This window comes from Actinacidiphila acidipaludis, assembly GCF_019890725.1.
Classification (GTDB): domain Bacteria; phylum Actinomycetota; class Actinomycetes; order Streptomycetales; family Streptomycetaceae; genus Actinacidiphila; species Actinacidiphila acidipaludis.
This window is the reverse complement of the sequence record NZ_JAINZZ010000004.1, coordinates 240,294-258,224: the sequence shown is the minus strand read 5'-3', so window position 1 is coordinate 258,224 and position 17,931 is coordinate 240,294. Positions and strand designations below refer to the sequence as shown.

Sequence of the window (17,931 nt, the reverse complement as noted above, 5' to 3'; positions counted from 1 at the left end):
GAAAACCGGTTGACGCGATATATCGCGTCTGGCATTCTCGCGGACTGTCGTGAGAGTGCTGCCCGCGGTGGTCCGGGGGCGTGCACGCGGTGACCGGCCGGCCGATGAGTTTCACGGCGGCCGCCGGTCGACACAGGAAGCCGTGCGACTTCGAGGCGCGGCAGCAGTCACCCAAGCAACCACCGACGGGAGCGAAGAACATGCCGGGCGCCATCTACGCCGAGGGTCTCGTGAAGACCTTCGGCGACGTCAGGGCACTGGGGGGAGTGGATCTCGACGTGCCGGAGGGCACGGTCCTCGGCCTGCTCGGTCCCAACGGCGCGGGTAAGACCACCGCCGTCCGCGTCCTGACCACCCTGCTGCAACCCGACAGCGGTACCGCGATCGTCGCGGGCATCGACGTACTCAAGCACCCCAACGAGGTCCGCCGGCACATCGGCCTCTCGGGGCAGTTCGCGGCGGTCGACGAGTATCTGACCGGCCGGGAGAACCTGCAGATGGTCGGCCAGCTCTACCAGCTCGGCGCCAAGGACGCGCGCCGCCGGGCGGAGGAGCTGCTGGAGCGCTTCAACCTCGCCGACGCCGCCGACCGCACCGCCAAGACCTACTCCGGCGGCATGCGGCGCCGGCTGGACCTGGCCGCGGCCCTCGTCGTCAGCCCCCCGGTGATGTTCATGGACGAGCCGACGACCGGCCTCGACCCGCGCAACCGGCAGGCGCTGTGGGAGGTCATCCAGGAACTGGTCGCGGGCGGCACCACGCTGCTGCTCACCACCCAGTACCTGGAGGAGGCCGACCACCTCGCCCACGACATCTGCGTCATCGACCGCGGCCTGGTCATCGCGCGCGGCACCTCCGACCAGCTCAAGGCGCAGACCGGCGGCGAACGCGTCGAGGTCGTCGTCCACGACCGGGACCGGATCGACGAGGCCGCCCGCGTCCTCGCCCGCTACGGCCAGGGCGAGGCCAAGCTCGACCAGCACACCCGCAAGATCACCGTCCCGGTCACCGGCGGCGCCAAGCTGCTGGCGGAGGTCATCCGCGACCTGGACGGCTCGGGCATCGAGATCGACGACATCGGTCTGCGCCGCCCGACCCTGGACGACGTGTTCATCTCCCTGACCGGCCACACCGCCGAGGCGGCGGAGGGCACGGACGAGGAGAGCGGGGCCGGCGTCACCGCCGCCGCCGAGAAGGAGGCCGTGAAGTGAGCGCCGTCACCGACAACCCGTCGGTCACCCTGGCTCCCGTGGCCCGCGGCGGCCTGCTGCAGTCCGCGCACGACTCCCTCGTGGTGGCCAAGCGGAACCTGCTGCGCATGATGCGCATCCCCGAGGTCGTGATCTTCGGCCTGATCCAGCCGATCATGTTCGTGGTGCTGTTCAGCTACGTCTTCGGCGGCTCGGTCGCCGTCGGCGGCTCGCTCAGCGCCTCGGACTACCGGAACTTCCTGATGGCCGGCATCTTCGCGCAGACCGTCACCTTCGCCACCGCGGGCGCCGGCGCGGGCATCGCCGACGACATGCACAAGGGGCTCATCGACCGGTTCCGCTCGCTGCCGATGTCCCGCGGCGCGGTGCTCACCGGCCGCACCCTGGCCGACCTGGTGCAGACCGCACTGACCGTGGTGGTGCTCGCGATCGTCGGCGTGCTGGTCGGCTGGCGGATCCACAACGGCGTCCCGAAGATGTTCGGGGCGTTCGCGCTGCTGCTCCTCCTGGGCTACGCGTTCTCCTGGATCGGCGCGCTCATCGGGCTGTCGGTGCGCACCCCGGAGGCGGCCACCTCCGGCGGCCTGATCTGGCTGTTCCCGGTGACGTTCGTGTCGAACGCCTTCGTGGACTCCTCGCAGATGCCGGGCTGGCTGCAGCCGGTGGCGAACTGGAACCCGTTCAGCGCGACCGTTCAGGCGTGCCGCGTGCTCTTCGGCAACCCGGGCGTCAGCCCGTCCAGCGCCTGGCCCATGGAGCACCCCGTGTGGGCGTCCCTGATCTGGTCCGTCATCATCGTCGCGGTCTTCCGCACCTGGGCGGTCCACAAGTACCGCTCGGCGACCGCTTGATGCCGCCCGCTCGCCTCCGGGCGCTCTGACCCGGTGTCGACGGTCGATCGTGCTCGATCGCTCGTTCCTCGCGATCTCCGCGCGTTCTCCCTTTCGACACCGGCGCGCCCTTTGGCTCGCGCGCTACACAACCTGACGCACGACACATGACGCACGTGGCCCTGCCCGCCGGAGGGATCCGGCGGGCAGGGCCACGTTCTGTCAGGGTCCGACCGGGACGGCGTCAGCCCGCGTAGGGCTTGACCTCGAGGATCTTGACGGTCGCGGACTTGCCGTTGGGCAGCTCGTACTCGGCGTCCTCACCCGTGCGCTTGCCGGCCACACCGCGGCCGAGGGGGGACTGCGGAGAGTAGGTGTCCAGATCCCCGGCGACGCCCTCGCGGGAGCCCAGCAGGAACGTCATCGTGTCGTCCGGGTCGCCGTCGAAGGCGACGGTGACGACCATGCCGGGCGCGACGACACCGTCGTCGGCCGGGGCCTCGCCCACCTTGGCGGTCTCCAGGATCTGGTTGAGCTGGCGGATGCGCAGCTCAAGCTTGCCCTGGTCCTCGCGCGCCGCGTGGTAACCGGCGTTCTCCTTGAGATCGCCTTCCTGGCGGGCTTCCTCGATCTTGGCGACGATCTCGGCGCGTGCGGGACCAGACAGATGCTCCAGCTCGGTCTTGAGCTGGTCGTACGCCGCCTGGGTGAGCCAGGTGACGTTGTCGCTGGTCTGGGTCACAGGTGCTCCTCGTCGGTACTGTCGTGCGGTGTGCCTGTCCGGCGGACCTCCCGCGGACGTTCGCCCCCGCGTGAACGAACGCGGCCGGCGGATCGTCCCCGCCGACGGCGCCGCACTCCCCGCTCAGAAGACGGGGACGCGCCGTCGCCCGGTGAACAAGTGCATTGCCGCCGGGTGGCGGGACGAAACCACGAGCCTAACAATTCCCGGCCCGCAGCGGGAGCGAGCAGCGCCCGAACGCGTCACCGGGACTCACCGAGCGTGGCCGTTCGCTGCCATGCGTCACGGTCCGGTGCGGGACGTGCCGCGCCGATGCGACGGCCCCGCCGCGGGTCAGCCGGAGGCCTTGTCGCAGCCGACCAGCTCGCCGGTGGTGCCGCGGGCCGTGGTGCGCACCGTGACCACGGTGTCGACCTGTTCGGCGTGCTGCGTCAGGCGCACGTCCTTGCGGCCGACCTCGTTGTGGTCGGCGTCCTCGGAGCGCAGCGTGCACACCACGGTGGCGCCGGCGTCCTTGTGGACCTCCAGGTGGATCTCCACCGCCTGGTCCGAGACCGGCTTGAAGGCCACCACCTGGGCGCTGACCGTATGGCCGGCGATGCTCCGCCAGCCGTACCAGCCGATGCCGATCACCGCCAGCACGCCGAGCACCAGTGCGATCCGGCGCAGCTTGCGGTCGGCCCGGGCGTCGGCGTCCCGGTCGAAGCGTCGGTCGCCGCTGCCGTAGCGTCCCTCAGGCGGGGAGGCGGGCGGGCCAGGTCGCACGGCCGTCATGTCGGTTCCTCCCGTTCGGGGACCCTGGAATTATTCGTCCCCGCACTCGGTCACTATAGAAGGCGCCTCTCCCGCCCACGGAGGGGGTTCGACAACGGGAGACTTGAGGTTCCTGCCTTGACTGAGCAGCTTCGACTGATGGCCGTCCACGCCCACCCCGACGACGAGTCGAGCAAGGGCGCGGCCACCATGGCCAAGTACGTGTCCGAGGGGGTGGACGTACTGGTGGCGACCTGCACCGGAGGCGAGCGCGGCTCGGTGCTCAACCCCAAGCTCCAGGGCGACCCCTACATCGAGGAGCACATCCACGAGGTGCGCGCCCGCGAGATGGACGAGGCCCGCCAGATCCTCGGCGTCCGCCAGGCGTGGCTGGGCTTCGTCGACTCCGGGCTGCCCGAGGGCGACCCGCTGCCGCCGCTGCCCGAGGGGTGCTTCGCCCTGCAGGACGTGGACGCCGCCGCCGGTGCGCTGGTGCGCCTGATCCGCGAGTTCCGCCCGCACGTGATCACCACGTACGACGAGAACGGCGGCTACCCGCACCCCGACCACATCATGACCCACAAGATCTCGATGGTGGCCTTCGACGCCGCCGGGGACCCCACGCGGTACCCGGAGGCCGGCGCCCCCTGGACGCCGCTGAAGCTCTACTACAACCAGGGCTTCAACAAGCAGCGCACCATCGCGCTGCACGAGGCGCTGCTGGCCCGCGGCCTGGAGTCGCCCTACGGGGAGTGGCTCAAGCGCTGGGAGGAGTTCGCCCGCCCCGAGCGGAACATCTCCACCCACGTGCCGTGCGCCGACTTCTTCGAGATCCGCGACAAGGCGCTGCTGGCCCACGCCACCCAGATCGACCCCGACGGCGGCTGGTTCCGCGTTCCGATGGACGTCCAGCGCGAGGTCTGGCCGACGGAGGACTACGAGCTGGCGCAGACCCGGGTCGACGTCTCCCTCCCGGAGAACGACCTCTTTGCGGGCGTCCGCGGAGCCTAGGGGACAATGGGGGGCGTGACTCAGACCCACGCCCTCCACCAGCTCGTTCCGCTCGCCGCCGAGCTGGACGACAACAAGGTGACGCCCGGGCTCCTCGGCTTCGTGATCTTCGCCGTGATCGCCGTGGCGCTCTACGCGCTCATGAAGAACATGGGCAAGCAGATGAAGAAGATCGACTTCGACGAGAAGACCGGGACGACCGGGACGGCGGAGAAGGCCGACGGCGTCGTGCCGGGCGCGGCCGACCGCGCCCCGAAGGACACCGTGGGGCCGCAGCGGTCCGCCAAGTCCGGCGGCGCCTGACCGTTCCCGCGATCCGCGGTCCCGCGCCGGGTGCGCCGTGTCCCCCGGCCGTCCGCGGTCGCAGCCCGGTCCCGCGACCCGGTTGGGGAGCCCGGCTCCGGCGCCGTCTTCCCACGCCGGTCCGCCTCACGCCCCGCGGTCCGCTTCCCCCGCCGGGAAGGCCAGCGTCATCCGCGCCGAGCGGCCCGGCGTCATGCCCAGCCGCCAGGCGTCCCAGGGCCCGCCCGGGACGACGCTGTCCCGCTCCAGCAGCAGCGCGTAGGCGGCCGCGTACTCCGCGAGATCCGGGTCCTGCCCCGGATGGGAGCCGGCCGCCAGGGCCCGCAGCGACTCCCGCGCCTGCTCCGCGACCTCCGGCGGGTAGGCGGTGCCCGTGCCGCCCGCGCTGTCCCGGTCGGCGGCCAGCAGCGGCAGGATCGTCGCCCGCAGGAACACCGTCCAGTCACGGCCGCGGACGTCGCCGATCCCGGAGAACAGCCCCTCCGCCTCCTCCAGCAGCGTCAGCGCCTCCAGCAGCCGCTCGTTGCCGGCGTCGATCACCGCCAGCTCCACGCACGACCACGCCTCGCCGTGCTCCACCCCGATGCGCCGGAAGTCCTGCCGCGCGTCCTGCAGCAACTGCCGGGCGAAGCCGCTGTTGCGCAGGTTCCCGGTGCGGGCCGCCCGCAGGTCCCGGGTCACCCGCGCCGAGTGGTGCCGGGCGCACGCCAGCCCGTACACGTCCCGCATCCGGGAGAACATGCTGCGCGAGCGCTCCAGGACGCGCAGCGCCGAGTCGCCGTCGCCGCACTCCTCCAGCGCCTGGCCCAGGTAGTACAGCGTCCACGCCTCGCCGCGGGCGTCGTCGTTGCCGCGGTGCCGCTGCACCGCCTCGTCGAGGTCGCGCGCCGCGTCCTCCGCGGCGCCGCGCAGCAGCCGCGTCCGCGCCAGCTGCGTCAGCGTCCACGCCGAGCCGCGCGGATCGCGGGCGAGCGCGTACGCCTGGCCGGCCGCCCGCAGCTCCGCCTCGCCCTCGGCGACCCGTCCCAGCCGCAGGTAGGACTGGCCGAGCTGCAGATGCGCCCACGCCTCGCCCTGCACGCTCTCGTTCGCCCGGTGCAGCACCAGGGACTCGCGCAGCAGGGCCAGCGCCTCCTCCAGCCGGTCCGTGTCGCGCAGCACCGCGCCCAGCGCGTGGAGCGTCCACGCCCGGTCCTCGTCCAGCTCGGGCGACGCGCCCTGGATCGCCAGCGCCTCCCGCAGCTTGGCCTCCGCCTCCCGCAGGTTGCCCTGGTGGTGCAGGGTGATGCCGAGGCTGTTCAGCGCCCGCGCGGCGCCCGCCGGGTGCTCAGCCTCGAAGTACAGGTCCACCACCGACGTCAGCGTCGACCGCGCCTTGTCCAGCTCGCCGAGCTGCCGGGCGGCGATGCCGGTGCGCCACTGCACCGAGCGCACCAGCACCGAGCGGTCCTCCCCGGGCCGCCCGGTGCCCTGCTGGCGGGCCTGCTGGGCCTGCGCCATCTCGCTGATCTCGCCCAGCCGGTACAGGTCGCCGCGCAGCAGGCAGTAGTCGCACAGCGCGCCCAGCAGCGCCTGCACGGCGGCCCGGTCCACGCCCTCTACGTTGCGCAGCGCCCCGGTGATGAAGCTGGACTCCTCGTCCAGCCAGCGCAGCGCCTGGTCCAGCGAGGGGAAGCCGTGCTGGCCGAACCGCCCGGCCCGGGTCGAGGTCTTCCCCTCGACCAGCCGGATCACGGTGTTCGCCAGGTCCGCGTAGGAGCGGATCAGCCGCTCGTGCGCGGCGGCCCGCTCCACCGGGTCCTCCTCGTCCTGCAGCCGCTCGCCCGCGAAGCGGCGGACCAGCTCGTGCGGGCGGTAGCGGTTGCCGCGGACGTTGTCCACGAGCCCCGCGGCGGCCAGTTCGGCCAGTCGCCTGGCCGCCTCCTGCTCGTCCGTGGCCAGCAGCGCCGCCGCGGCGGCCGCGCCGAAGCTGGCCCGGCCGGCCAGCGCGAGCCGGCGCAGCAGCCGCCGGTTGGGCTCCGGCTGGTCGTGGTACCGGAGCGCCAGCACCCGGTCGACCGGGTCCCGCGGCCCGAACACCTCGATGTCGGCGGCGAGCCGGGCCGCGCCGCCGTGGTCGGACAGGGCCGCCCCGGCGACGCGCAGCGCGATCGGCAGGCCCCCGCACAGCACCCGCAGCCGCTCGGCCTCCTCCGGGCGCGGACCCGGCTCCCCGGCCGCCTCGGCGAGATCGCCGAGCAGCTCGAAGGCGCCGTCCGGGTCCAGCGGGCCGACCTCCAGGAAGTGCGTCCGGGCGCCGGGCAGTTCCAGGTCGAACGGCTCCCGGGCGGTGACGAGCACCAGGGACTCCGAACGTTCCGGCACGACGGTGCGCACCTGTTCGGCGGTCGTCGCCTCGTCCAGCACGATGATCACCGGCACGTCGGTGAGGTGCTTCTGGTACTGCTCGGAGAGCCGGCGCAGGTGCTGGCCGTGGTCCTGGCGGTCCTGCCGGTCCCGGAACAGCAGCTGGTCGCGGGGTGCGCCCAGCCGGTTCAGCAGGTGCAGCAGCGCGTCCCTGGCCGGCAGTGGCGCGTCCGCGCCCCGCAGGTCCACCACGCAGGCGCCCCGGAACTGGTCCTTGAGCTGCTGGGCCGCGCGCACCGCCAGCGCGGTGCGGCCGCTGCCGGACGGGCCGTGCAGCACCACCACGGTGGGCCGCACCGCCGTCGAGGCGCGGGCCTGGTGCACCCACTGCGCGATCTGCGCGAGATGCTCGCGGCGTCCGGTGAACGGGCCGCGGTACTCCGGGAGCTGGCCGAACGACTGCTCCAGCACGGCGCGGGCGCGGGCGGCGGCACTGCGGTCGCCCGTGCGGCGCTGCGGCGGGATGCCGGGGGAGGCGGGCGCCTTCCCGGACGCCTTGCCGGCCTGCTTGCCCGCCTGCTGTGGGTCCGCCGCCGGGCCGGACGAGGAGGGGGCGGCAACGTGAGGGGCGTCCGGTCGCCGTGCCTCCGGTGCCGGGGAGGGCGCGGACGGCGGGGCGGCCGGGGAGTGGGCCTCCCGCGTCTCCAGGAACGGGCGGATGCCGCGGCGCTCGACGGCCGCCAGCCAGAGCAGCCGGGCCTGCGCGGGTCCGCCCGGCGCGGCTGCGTCCGCCCTGCCGCGGCGCGCACCGGCCACGGCGTGCACCGCGCCCCCGGTCACGCCCACCACGACGCCGGTCGCCAGCGCCGCGCCGGCCGACAGCCCGAGGCCCAGGTCCATCGCGAAGGCCGCGCCCGCGGAGACGCCGGCCGCCAGACCGATCACGCCGACCGCCCGCGGGGGAGCGGCGGGCCGTGCCGCGCCCAGCGCGCGCCGGTAGGCCGCGTACTCGCGTGCCGCCGTGTCCGCGATCGCCGCCAGGTGCTCCCGGCCCTCGGCGAGCAGATCCGCGGTCCCGGCCGGCGTCCGCGGCCCGGCGTCCGCGACGGCCCGTTCCAGCAGCCGTTCGACCTCCTCGCGGTCCGCCGCCCGCAGCGCGATCCGTGACTCCGGCACATGCCCTCCCGCGAACCGGTCGACAACCCTGAGAGGTGTTGGTGCCCGTCCTGACGCCGCGTCAAGCGCCCGAACGGGTGTGGATCCCGTGCGCACGCGGGTCCCCGCGGGACAGCCCGCGCCTCAGGGGGCGTTGACCTACCGGAACGTCCCGCGCCGGGCTCGCGGTCCCCAGCGCGGGCCGTGTGTCAGCTCGTCCGGTCGTCCTCGGGCGCCGCGTCCGCGGCCGCCGCCTCGGCCGCCGCCCGCTCCAGCAGGAGGGCGCGTTCGGCGTTGTTGCGGGTGAGGGCGGCGGCCCGGGTGAACTCGGCCCGGGCCTCGGCGGAACGGCCGAGGCGGGAGAGCAGGTCGCCGCGGACGCTCGGCAGCAGGTGGTAGTCCTCCAGCGCGGGGCCGGCCGGGCCCGCGGCCAGGGCGTCGAGCAGGGCGAGGCCGTCGGCGGGGCCCCGGGCCATCCCGACCGCGACCGCGCGGTTCAGCTCGACGACGGGGGAGGGCGCCCGTGCCGCGAGCTGCTCGTACAGCGCGGCGATGGCCGCCCAGTCGGTCCGCGCCGGGTCCAGCGCCCGCGCGTGGCTCGCCGCGATGGCCGCCTGCAGCGCGTACGGGCCGGGCGGCACGCCGCGCGCCCGCGCCGCCGCCTCGGCCCGGGCCAGCGCCGCGAACCCGCGGCGGATCAGCAACTGGTCCCAGTGACGGCGGTCCTGGTCCAGCAGCAGCACCGGCACGGACCCGCTGGTGCGGGCCGCGGACCGGGACGCCTGGATCTCCAGCAGCGCGGTGAGGCCGTGCACCTCGGGCTCGGCCCGCATCAGGCCGCTCAGCACCCGGGCCAGCCGCAGGGCGTCCTCGCACAGCCCGGGCCGCATCCAGTCGTCGCCCGCGGTCGCCGCGTAGCCCTCGTTGAAGATCAGGTAGACCACTTCGAGCACCGAGGCGAGCCGGTCCGCGCGGTCCGGCCCGTAGGGCACCTCGAAGGGCACCTTCTCCCGGGCCAGGGTGCGTTTCGCCCGCACGATGCGCTGCGCGACCGTGGCCTCCGGGACGAGGAACGCCCGGGCGATCTCGTCGGTGGTCAGTCCGCCCAGCAGCCGCAGCGTCAGGGCCACCCGGGCCTCCCGGGACAGCACGGGGTGGCAGGAGACGAAGACCAGCCGCAGCAGGTCGTCCTCGATGACCTCGGGGTCGTCGGGCACCTCGAACGACGCCGACCCCTGGTCGAGTTCCAGCTCGTGGCCGAGCATCCGCAGCTTGCGGGCGTACGTCTCGTTGCGGCGGATCTGGTCCACCGCGCGGCGCTTGGCGGTGGTCATCAGCCAGGCGCCGGGGTTGCGGGGGACACCCTCCGCGGGCCACTGCTCCAGGGCGGCCACCAGCGCGTCCTGGGCCAGCTCCTCGGCGACGCCCAGGTCGTGCACCATGCGGGTGAGCCCGGCGATCAGGCGCGGGGACTCGATCCGCCACACGGCGTCCACCGCCCTGCGGGCCCGCTCGTCCGCCCTGCCGTCCCCCGTGTCGTCTGCCGTCACGCCAACCCATGACAGCAGGCCCGGGCCGCCCGCGCAAAGCACGGGCGGCCCGCACGGTGTGCCGAACGGCCCTACGCGGGTTCCTCGATCTGCCGCACCTGGGACCTGATGTCCCACTCGGGGCCGTGGATCGCCAGGAACCGGGAGGCCCACTCCACGGCCTCCTCCTGGGACTTCGCCTGGACGATGCAGTACCCGCCGACAACCTCCTTGGCCTCGGTGAACGGCCCGTCGAGCACGGTCAGCCGGCCGCCCGACTGCCGCAGCGCCGTCCCCTCCTCGACCGGGCGCAGCCCGCCGGTGTCCAGCAGCACGCCCGCCTTGGTCATCTCCTCGATCAGCTTGCCCATCTCGGTCATCAGCTCCTCGCTGGGGCCCTGGGCGGGCGCCTTCGACGGATCCAGCTCCAGCAGCATCATGAAGCGCATCGCACTGTCCTTCTCTGTGGTCCTCCGGCGGGTCCTCCCCGCCTTCACCTACGCGTCGAACGGACCCCGCGCGATTCGACACGCGGCCCGGAGGTTTTTTCCGGACCGGGAGGCGGGGTCAGGGAGCGCCGAGATCGACCTCGACGGGAAAGGGCGCGGCGGCCTTGATCACGCCGGTGAACACGTCGCCGTCGCGGTAGCGGTCCGCGGCCGGGTCGAGCAGACAGGTGTACACGAGCGGAAGCCCGGTGGCCGTCCGCTCGATCCGCCAGTAGAAGGGGATGCCGGCCTTGGCGTACTGCTCGACCTTGACGACGCGGTCCCTGGTCTCGGACCCGGCGGAGACCACCTCGACGACCAGGAGGACGTGCTCCGGGCGGGTGGGCGTCACGTCGAGCGGGCGGAGTCCCAGCGTAAGGGGGCCGCCCGGGCCGACATACGGATACCGGCGGTCACAGCGGGCGGCGGAGGCGTGAGAAAGTGACGGGGTGAACCGACTCGGTGACGCGACTTCGCCCTATCTCCTGCAGCATGCGGACAACCCGGTCGACTGGTGGCCCTGGGGGGAGGACGCGTTCGCGGAGGCACGCAAACGCGGGGTCCCGGTGCTGCTGAGCGTCGGCTACAGCAGCTGCCACTGGTGCCACGTCATGGCGCACGAGTCCTTCGAGGACCAGGCGACCGCCGCCTACCTCAACGAGCACTTCGTCGCGATCAAGGTCGACCGCGAGGAGCGGCCGGACGTCGACGCGGTGTACATGGAGGCGGTGCAGGCCGCGACCGGGCAGGGCGGCTGGCCGATGACCGTCTTCCTGACCCCGGACGCCGAGCCGTTCTACTTCGGCACCTACTTCCCGCCCGCCGCCCGCCAGGGCATGCCCGGCTTCATGGACGTGCTGCAGGGCGTCGTCGCCGCCTGGCGGGACCGCCGCGACGAGGTCGGCGAGGTCGCCTCCCGCATCGTCGGCGAGCTGACCGAACGGGCCGGCGCCTACAGCATGTCCGTGCCCATCGGGGAGAGCGAGCTGGGCGCGGCCCTGCTGGGCCTGACCCGGGAGTACGACGCGCGGCGCGGCGGCTTCGGCGGCGCGCCGAAGTTCCCGCCGTCGATGGCGCTGGAGTTCCTGCTGCGGCACCACTCCCGCACCGGCGCCGAGGGCGCCCTGCAGATGGCCCGCGACACCTGTGAGGCGATGGCCCGCGGCGGCATCTACGACCAGCTGGCCGGCGGCTTCGCCCGCTACAGCGTCGACCGGGACTGGGTGGTCCCGCATTTCGAGAAGATGCTCTACGACAACGCGCTGCTGATGCGCGTCTACGCGCACCTGTGGCGGGCCACCGGCTCCGACCTGGCCCGGCGCGTCGCGCTGGAGACCGCCGACTTCCTCATCGCCGAACTCGGCACCCCGGAAGGCGGGTTCGCCTCCGCGCTGGACGCCGACAGCGACGACGGCTCGGGCCGGCACACCGAAGGCGCCTTCTACGTCTGGACGCCCGCGCAGCTCGTCGCCGAACTCGGCGACGAGGACGCCGTGTTCGCCGCCGCCTACTTCGGCGTGACCGACGAGGGCACCTTCGAGGAGGGCGCCTCCGTGCTGCAACTGCCCCAGGGCACCGGCATGGTGGACGCCGACCGGGTCGCCTCCGTGCGGGAGCGGCTGCTGGCCGCGCGGGCCCGCCGGCCCCGGCCGGGACGTGACGACAAGGTGGTCGCCGCCTGGAACGGCCTGGCGATCGCCGCGCTCGCCGAGACCGGCGCGTACTTCGACCGGCCCGACCTGGTCCAGGCCGCGGTGGACGCCGCCGACCTGCTGGTGCGGGTGCACATGGACGAGCACGGACGGCTCTTCCGCACCTCACGCGACGGCGTGGCGGGCCCGAACCAGGGCGTCCTGGAGGACTACGGCGACGTCGCGGAGGGCTTCATCGCGCTGGCCGGGGTCACCGGCGAGGGCGTCTGGCTGGACTTCGCCGGGCTGCTGCTGGACTCGGTGCTGCACCACTTCACCGCGGACGACGGCTCCCTGTACGACACCGCGGACGACGCGGAGACGCTGATCCGGCGCCCGCAGGACCCCACCGACAACGCCGTTCCCTCCGGCTGGAACGCCGCCGCGGGCGCGCTGCTGTCCTACGCCGCGCACACCGGCTCGCAGGCCCACCGGTCCGCCGCCGAACGCGCGCTGGGCGTGGTGGGGGCGCTCGCGCCGCGGGCCCCCCGGTTCGTCGGCTGGGGCCTGGCGGTGGCCGAGGCGGTGCTCGACGGGCCGCGCGAGGTCGCCATCGTCGGCGCCATCGGCGACCCGCTGACCTCCGAACTGCACCGCACCGCCCTGCTGGGCGCGGCGCCCGGCGCGGTCGTCGCCATCGGCGAGGAGGGCTCGACGGAGTTCCCGCTGCTGCGGGACCGCCCCACCCGGGGCGGCCGTGCCGCCGCCTATGTGTGCCGGCACTTCGTGTGCGACGCCCCGACGTCCGAACCCCGCACCCTGCGCTCGCAGTTGCGCTCCCAGGTGTGGACGGGCCCGCGGCGCAGCTGACCTGCCGGCGCCGGCCCGCGGATCGCGTACCGCCCAGAACCGAACGCCGGCCCGAGGATCGCCCACCGTCCACCGCGAGGCGTGCGACGACGGCCCGCGGCATCCGCCCGGCACCCGCCACCGGGCGGATCCGGCGCCGCTTCTACGATGGTCCGCGCTCCTCGCGCCCGTGCCGCGCGGCCTCGCGGCGGGGCGCCGGAGAGGGGTGCGCGATGGATCTGGTGGTGCAGGGTGCGACCGTCGTGGACGGCACCGGGAACGGCCGGTACCCGGCCGACGTCGGGATCGACGGCGGCCGCGTCGTCGAGATCCGGCCGCCCGGCGGGCCGCGGCTGACCGCGCGCGCCACCGTGCACGCCGAGGGGCTCGTGCTGAGCCCCGGCTTCGTCGACATGCACGCGCACAGCGACCTCGCGCTGCTCACCGACCCGGCGCACGAGGCCAAGGCCGCGCAGGGCGTCACGCTGGAGGTGCTGGGCCAGGACGGCCTGTCCTACGCGCCCGCCGACGAGCCGACGCTCGACGCGCTGCGCACCCAGCTCGCCGGCTGGAACGGCGACGGCCGGGACGTCGACTTCGGCTGGCGCAGCGTCGGCGGCTACCTGGACCGGCTGGACGCGGGCGTCGCCGTCAACGCGGCCTACCTCGTCCCGCAGGGCACGGTCCGGGCGATGGTCACCGGCTGGGAGGACCGCCCGGCCACCGGGAGCGAGGTGGCCCGGATGTGCGCCCTGGTCGCCGAGGGACTGGAACAGGGCGCGGCCGGGCTGTCGTCGGGGCTGACGTACACGCCGGGGATGTACGCCTCGGACGCCGAACTCACCGAACTGTGCCGGGTGGTGGCCCGCTACGGCGGCTACTACTGCCCGCACCACCGCAGTTACGGCGCCGGCGCGCTGGAGGCCTACCGCGAGATGCTGGCGCTGGCCGCCCGCACCGGCTGCGCGCTGCACCTGGCCCACGCCACCATGAACTTCGGCGTCAACCGCGGCCGGGCCGGCGAACTGCTGGCCCTGCTCGACGACGCGCTGGCCGCCGGCACCGACGTCACGCTGGACACCTATCCCTACACCCCCGGCTGCACGACGCTGGCCGCGCTGCTGCCGAGCTGGGCCGCGGCCGGCGGTCCCGAGGCGACGCTGGCCCGGCTGCGGGACGACGCGACGGCCGAGCGGATCCGGCACGCGCTGGAGGTCGAGGGCTCCGACGGCAGCCACGGGGTGCCCATGGACTGGGCGACGATCGAGGTCTCCGGGGTGGGCGATCCGGCGCTGTCCGGCCGGGTCGGCACCCGCCTCGACGGCTGGCCGGCGGCCCGCGCGCTGCTGCTCGCCGACCGGCTGGGCACCACGATCCTCCAGCACGTGGGTGACGAGGCGAACGTGCGGGCGATCATGCGGCACATCACCCACACGGGCGGATCCGACGGGATCCTGCACGGCGCCAAACCGCACCCCCGCGCCTACGGCACCTTCCCGCACTACCTCGGCCACTACGTGCGGGAGCTCGGCGTCCTCGGCCTGGAGGAGTGCGTCGCCCATCTGTCCGGCCGGCCGGCCGCCCGGCTGGGCCTGGCCGACCGCGGGCTGGTCCGCGAAGGGTACCGCGCCGACCTGGTGCTCTTCGATCCGGAGACGGTCGCGGCGGGCGCCACCTACGACCGGCCGCGGGTGCTGCCGACCGGTATCCCGTACGTGCTGATCGACGGCCGGTTCGTGGTCAGGGAGGGCCGCAGGACCGACGTCCTGGCCGGGCGCTCGGTGCGGCGCGGCGGCCCGGGGTGGCGAAAAACACCGAGCGGCCCCGATGGCGTGCCCGTAAGGTGACGCACATGCAGGTGATCCAGTCCACGAAGCTCGCCAACGTCTGCTACGACATCCGCGGACCGGTGCTCGAGGAGGCCATGCGGCTTCAGGCGGCGGGCCACCGCATCCTGGAGCTGAACACCGGCAACCCGGCGCCGTTCGGGTTCGAGTGCCCGCCGGAGATCCTGGAGGACATGCTCAGGTCGCTGGGCACCGCCCACGGCTACGTCAACTCCAAGGGCATCCTGCCGGCCCGCCGCGCCGTGATGCAGCACTACCAGACCAAGGGCATCGACCTGGACGTCGAGGACGTCTACCTCGGCAACGGCGTGTCCGAGCTGATCCAGATGTCGATGCAGGCGCTGCTCGACGACGGCGACGAGGTGCTGGTCCCGGCACCGGACTACCCGCTGTGGACCGCCGCGGTGTCGCTGTCCGGCGGCACGGCCGTGCACTACCGCTGCGACGAGGGCGCGGACTGGTACCCCGACCTCGCCGACATCGAGCGCAGGATCACTGACCGCACCAAGGCGATCGTGATCATCAACCCGAACAACCCGACCGGCGCGGTCTACGACGACGAGCTGCTCCGCGGCTTCGCCGAGATCGCCCGCCGGCACCGGCTGATCGTCTGCGCCGACGAGATCTACGACAAGATCCTCTACGACGACGCCACGCACACGCCGTTCGCCGCGATCGCCCCCGACCTGCTGACCCTCACCTTCAACGGGCTGTCCAAGGCGTACCGGGTGGCCGGCTTCCGCAGCGGCTGGCTCGCGGTGTGCGGGCCCAAGGACCACGCGACCAGCTACATCGAGGGCCTGACCATCCTGGCGAACATGCGGCTGTGCGCGAACGTGCCCGCGCAGCACGCGATCGCCACCGCGCTGGGCGGGCGGCAGTCGATCAAGGACCTGGTCCTGCCGGGCGGCCGGCTCACCGAGCAGCGCGACGCCGCGTACGAGGCGCTCACCGCGATCCCCGGGGTCACCTGCGTGAAGCCGAAGGGGGCGCTGTACGCGTTCCCGCGGCTGGACCCGAAGGTGTACAAGATCAAGGACGACCAGCAGATGGTGCTGGACCTGTTGCGGGCCGAGCGGATCCTGATCGTGCAGGGCACGGGGTTCAACTGGCCCGAGCCGGACCACTTCCGCCTGGTCACCCTGCCGGCCAAGGAGGACCTGACCGACGCGGTCACCCGGATCGGCCGTTTCCTCACCGGCTACAGCCAGCCCTGACCTTCCCCCTCCCGCGGGGTGAGCCCTGAAGAGGGCCCACCCCGCGGGTGAGGTGAGCCTCAGCCCAGGCGGGAGACCAGGGCCTCGTACTCGTCCCACAGTTCCTTCGGAGTGTGGGAGCCGAACGTCTCCAGGTGGGCCGGGATGAGGGACGCCTCCTCGCGCCACACCTCGGGGTCGACTGTGAGCAGCAGGTCGAGGTCGGCCTGGCTGATGCCGAGCCCCGCGGTGTCCAGCGACCCCTCGGCCGGCACGATGCCGATCGGCGTCCGCACGCCCTCCGCCTGGCCGTTGAGCCGTTCGACGATCCACTTCAGCACGCGGCTGTTCTCGCCGAAGCCGGGCCACACGAAGCGCCCGTCGGCGTCCTTGCGGAACCAGTTGACGTAGTAGATCGTCGGCAGCTTGGCCGGGTCGTGGGTACGGCCCAGCTTCACCCAGTGGCCGAAGTAGTCGCCCATGTTGTAGCCGCAGAACGGCAGCATGGCGAACGGGTCCCGGCGCAGCTCGCCGACCTTGCCCTCGGCCGCGGCCGTCTTCTCGCTGGCCACGTTCGCGCCGAGGAAGACGCCGTGCTGCCAGTCGAAGGACTCGGTGACCAGCGGCACCGCGGAGGCGCGGCGGCCGCCGAAGAGGATCGCCGAGATCGGCACGCCCTTGGGGTCCTCCCACTCCGGCGCGATGATCGGGCACTGGGAGGCCGGGACGGTGAAGCGGGCGTTGGGGTGGGCCGCCGGGGTGTCGCTGTCCGGGGTCCAGTCGTTGCCCTTCCAGTCCGTCAGGTGGGCCGGGGGCTCCTCGGTCATGCCCTCCCACCACACGTCGCCCTCGTCGGTGAGGGCGACGTTGGTGAAGACCGAGTTGGCGTACATCGTCTTCATGGCGTTGGCGTTGGTGTGCTCGCCGGTGCCGGGCGCGACGCCGAAGAAGCCGGCCTCGGGGTTGATCGCGTAGAGCCGGCCGTCCTCGCCGAACCGCATCCAGGCGATGTCGTCGCCGATGGTCTCCACCGTCCAGCCGGAGATCGTCGGCTCCAGCATGGCCAGGTTGGTCTTGCCGCAGGCCGACGGGAACGCGGCCGCGACGTACTTCGCCTCGCCGCGCGGCGGGGTGAGCTTGAGGATCAGCATGTGCTCGGCGAGCCAGCCCTCGTCGCGGGCCATCACCGAGGCGATGCGCAGCGCGTAGCACTTCTTGCCCAGCAGGGCGTTGCCGCCGTAGCCGGAGCCGTAGGACCAGATCTCCCGGTCCTCGGGGAAGTGCGAGATGTACTTGGTCGTGTTGCACGGCCACGGCACGTCGGCCTGGCCCTCGGCGAGCGGGGCGCCGACCGAGTGCACGGCCTTGACGAAGAAGCCGTCGTCGCCGAGCTCGTCCAGCACCGGCTGCCCCATGCGCGTCATGGTGCGCATGGACACCGCCACGTACGCGGAGTCGGTGATCTCCACGCCGATCGCGGACAGGGGCGAGCCCAGCGGGCCCATGCAGAACGGGACGACGTACATCGTCCGGCCGCGCATCGAGCCGCGGAACAGCCCGCCGTCACCCTCCCGGCCCACGAAGACCTCGCGCATTTCGGCGGGGTCCTTCCAGTGGTTGGTCGGGCCGGCGTCCTCCTCGCGCTGGGAGCAGATGAACGTCCGGTCCTCCACGCGCGCCACGTCCGAGGGGTCGGAGGCGGCGTAGTAGGAGTTGGGGCGCAGGGTCGGGTCGAGTTCGGTGAAGGTGCCCTTCTCGACGAGTTCACCGGCCAGCCGGTGGTACTCCTCCTCGGAGCCGTCGCACCACACGACCTCGTCGGGCTGAGTCAGTTCGGCGATCTCGCCGACCCAGTTGATCAGTTCCTGGTGGTTGGTGGGAGCCGCAATGCCGCGCGCCACGATCGCTCCGTCCCGCCGGGTCCGCACAGACCGGCGTCACATGTTGAGGGTTCGGTTGGTGCCCCTTGGGGGCTGCGACCCGGACGCGTTCGTGGAGTGCTCATCCGGTGCCGACCGCACTCATATGAGTGTGAGCCCC

13 protein-coding genes and 1 pseudogene are annotated in these 17,931 nt (G+C 73.4%); 7 read left to right on the top strand and 7 right to left on the bottom strand.

What is annotated here, in order from left to right; genetic code table 11:
- Positions 1-200: 200 nt before the first annotated feature.
- Both K7862_RS05815 and K7862_RS05810 read left to right on the top strand, forming a co-directional pair.
- On the top strand, positions 201-1,211 hold the full coding sequence (locus K7862_RS05815) for an ATP-binding cassette domain-containing protein (protein WP_222961298.1): 1,011 nt from the start codon (positions 201-203) through the stop codon (positions 1,209-1,211).
- Positions 1,208-2,062: an ABC transporter permease gene (locus K7862_RS05810; protein WP_222961297.1), complete on the top strand. Its 855-nt coding sequence runs from the start codon at positions 1,208-1,210 to the stop codon at positions 2,060-2,062. The genes K7862_RS05815 and K7862_RS05810 overlap by 4 nt, the downstream gene beginning before the upstream one ends.
- A 223-nt stretch (positions 2,063-2,285) precedes the next feature.
- Here K7862_RS05810 and greA read toward each other — a convergent pair whose 3' ends face one another.
- A complete protein-coding gene (greA, locus tag K7862_RS05805; RefSeq protein WP_222961296.1) occupies positions 2,286-2,783 on the bottom strand; it encodes a transcription elongation factor GreA in 498 nt (165 codons plus the stop codon).
- A gap of 333 nt (positions 2,784-3,116) precedes the next feature.
- Positions 3,117-3,557, bottom strand: a complete 441-nt coding sequence (locus K7862_RS05800) for a DUF4307 domain-containing protein (RefSeq protein WP_222961295.1) — start codon at positions 3,555-3,557, stop codon at positions 3,117-3,119.
- Between the two features lie 117 nt (positions 3,558-3,674).
- Here K7862_RS05800 and mca point away from each other — a divergent pair, with 117 nt between their 5' ends.
- Both mca and K7862_RS05790 read left to right on the top strand, forming a co-directional pair.
- Positions 3,675-4,547 (top strand): mycothiol conjugate amidase Mca, encoded by an 873-nt coding sequence (mca, locus tag K7862_RS05795; RefSeq protein ID WP_222961294.1) that lies wholly within the window; start codon positions 3,675-3,677, stop codon positions 4,545-4,547.
- A 15-nt stretch (positions 4,548-4,562) separates the two neighbouring features.
- Complete coding sequence (locus tag K7862_RS05790) at positions 4,563-4,850, top strand: hypothetical protein (RefSeq protein WP_308011856.1); 288 nt, start codon at positions 4,563-4,565, stop codon at positions 4,848-4,850.
- Between the two features lie 126 nt (positions 4,851-4,976).
- Here K7862_RS05790 and K7862_RS05785 read toward each other — a convergent pair whose 3' ends face one another.
- The 4 genes and pseudogenes from K7862_RS05785 to K7862_RS05770 form a co-directional block, all read right to left on the bottom strand.
- Positions 4,977-8,372: a tetratricopeptide repeat protein gene (locus K7862_RS05785; RefSeq protein WP_372461508.1), complete on the bottom strand. Its 3,396-nt coding sequence runs from the start codon at positions 8,370-8,372 to the stop codon at positions 4,977-4,979.
- A gap of 188 nt (positions 8,373-8,560) precedes the next feature.
- Positions 8,561-9,901 carry an RNA polymerase sigma factor gene (locus tag K7862_RS05780; RefSeq protein ID WP_372461507.1) on the bottom strand — a complete coding sequence of 447 codons (1,341 nt, stop codon included), beginning with the start codon at positions 9,899-9,901 and terminating at the stop codon, positions 8,561-8,563.
- A 71-nt stretch (positions 9,902-9,972) separates the two neighbouring features.
- Positions 9,973-10,329, bottom strand: coding sequence for a YciI family protein (locus K7862_RS05775; protein WP_222961292.1), 357 nt, complete (start codon positions 10,327-10,329; stop codon positions 9,973-9,975).
- Positions 10,330-10,447: 118 nt separating this feature from the next.
- Positions 10,448-10,726, bottom strand: a pseudogene (locus K7862_RS05770) (Uma2 family endonuclease); the annotation flags it as partial.
- Between the two features lie 91 nt (positions 10,727-10,817).
- On the opposite strand from K7862_RS05770, the gene K7862_RS05765 reads away from it, so the two are divergent.
- The 3 genes from K7862_RS05765 to K7862_RS05755 all read left to right on the top strand — a co-directional run bounded on the left by K7862_RS05765 (position 10,818) and on the right by K7862_RS05755 (position 15,912).
- Entirely contained in the window at positions 10,818-12,869 is a 2,052-nt protein-coding gene (locus K7862_RS05765; protein WP_222961291.1) for a thioredoxin domain-containing protein, read from the top strand.
- 212 nt (positions 12,870-13,081) lie between these two features.
- Positions 13,082-14,695 carry an N-acyl-D-amino-acid deacylase family protein gene (locus K7862_RS05760; RefSeq protein WP_222961290.1) on the top strand — a complete coding sequence of 538 codons (1,614 nt, stop codon included), beginning with the start codon at positions 13,082-13,084 and terminating at the stop codon, positions 14,693-14,695.
- Positions 14,696-14,700: 5 nt separating this feature from the next.
- Positions 14,701-15,912: a pyridoxal phosphate-dependent aminotransferase gene (locus K7862_RS05755; RefSeq protein ID WP_222961289.1), complete on the top strand. Its 1,212-nt coding sequence runs from the start codon at positions 14,701-14,703 to the stop codon at positions 15,910-15,912.
- Between the two features lie 59 nt (positions 15,913-15,971).
- Here the strand turns inward: K7862_RS05755 and K7862_RS05750 are convergent, their stop codons facing one another.
- Positions 15,972-17,792, bottom strand: a complete 1,821-nt coding sequence (locus tag K7862_RS05750; RefSeq protein WP_222961288.1) for a phosphoenolpyruvate carboxykinase (GTP) — start codon at positions 17,790-17,792, stop codon at positions 15,972-15,974.
- Positions 17,793-17,931: the final 139 nt, after the last annotated feature.

Excerpts from the sequence above, each read along its gene's own strand:
- K7862_RS05815 (WP_222961298.1), top strand. The coding sequence starts at position 201 with ATGCCGGGCGCCATCTACGCCGAGGGTCTCGTGAAGACCTTCGGCGAC.
- K7862_RS05800 (WP_222961295.1), bottom strand. The coding sequence starts at position 3,557 with ATGACGGCCGTGCGACCTGGCCCGCCCGCCTCCCCGCCTGAGGGACGC.
- K7862_RS05775 (WP_222961292.1), bottom strand. The coding sequence starts at position 10,329 with ATGCGCTTCATGATGCTGCTGGAGCTGGATCCGTCGAAGGCGCCCGCC.
- K7862_RS05760 (WP_222961290.1), top strand. The coding sequence starts at position 13,082 with ATGGATCTGGTGGTGCAGGGTGCGACCGTCGTGGACGGCACCGGGAAC.
- K7862_RS05755 (WP_222961289.1), top strand. The coding sequence starts at position 14,701 with ATGCAGGTGATCCAGTCCACGAAGCTCGCCAACGTCTGCTACGACATC.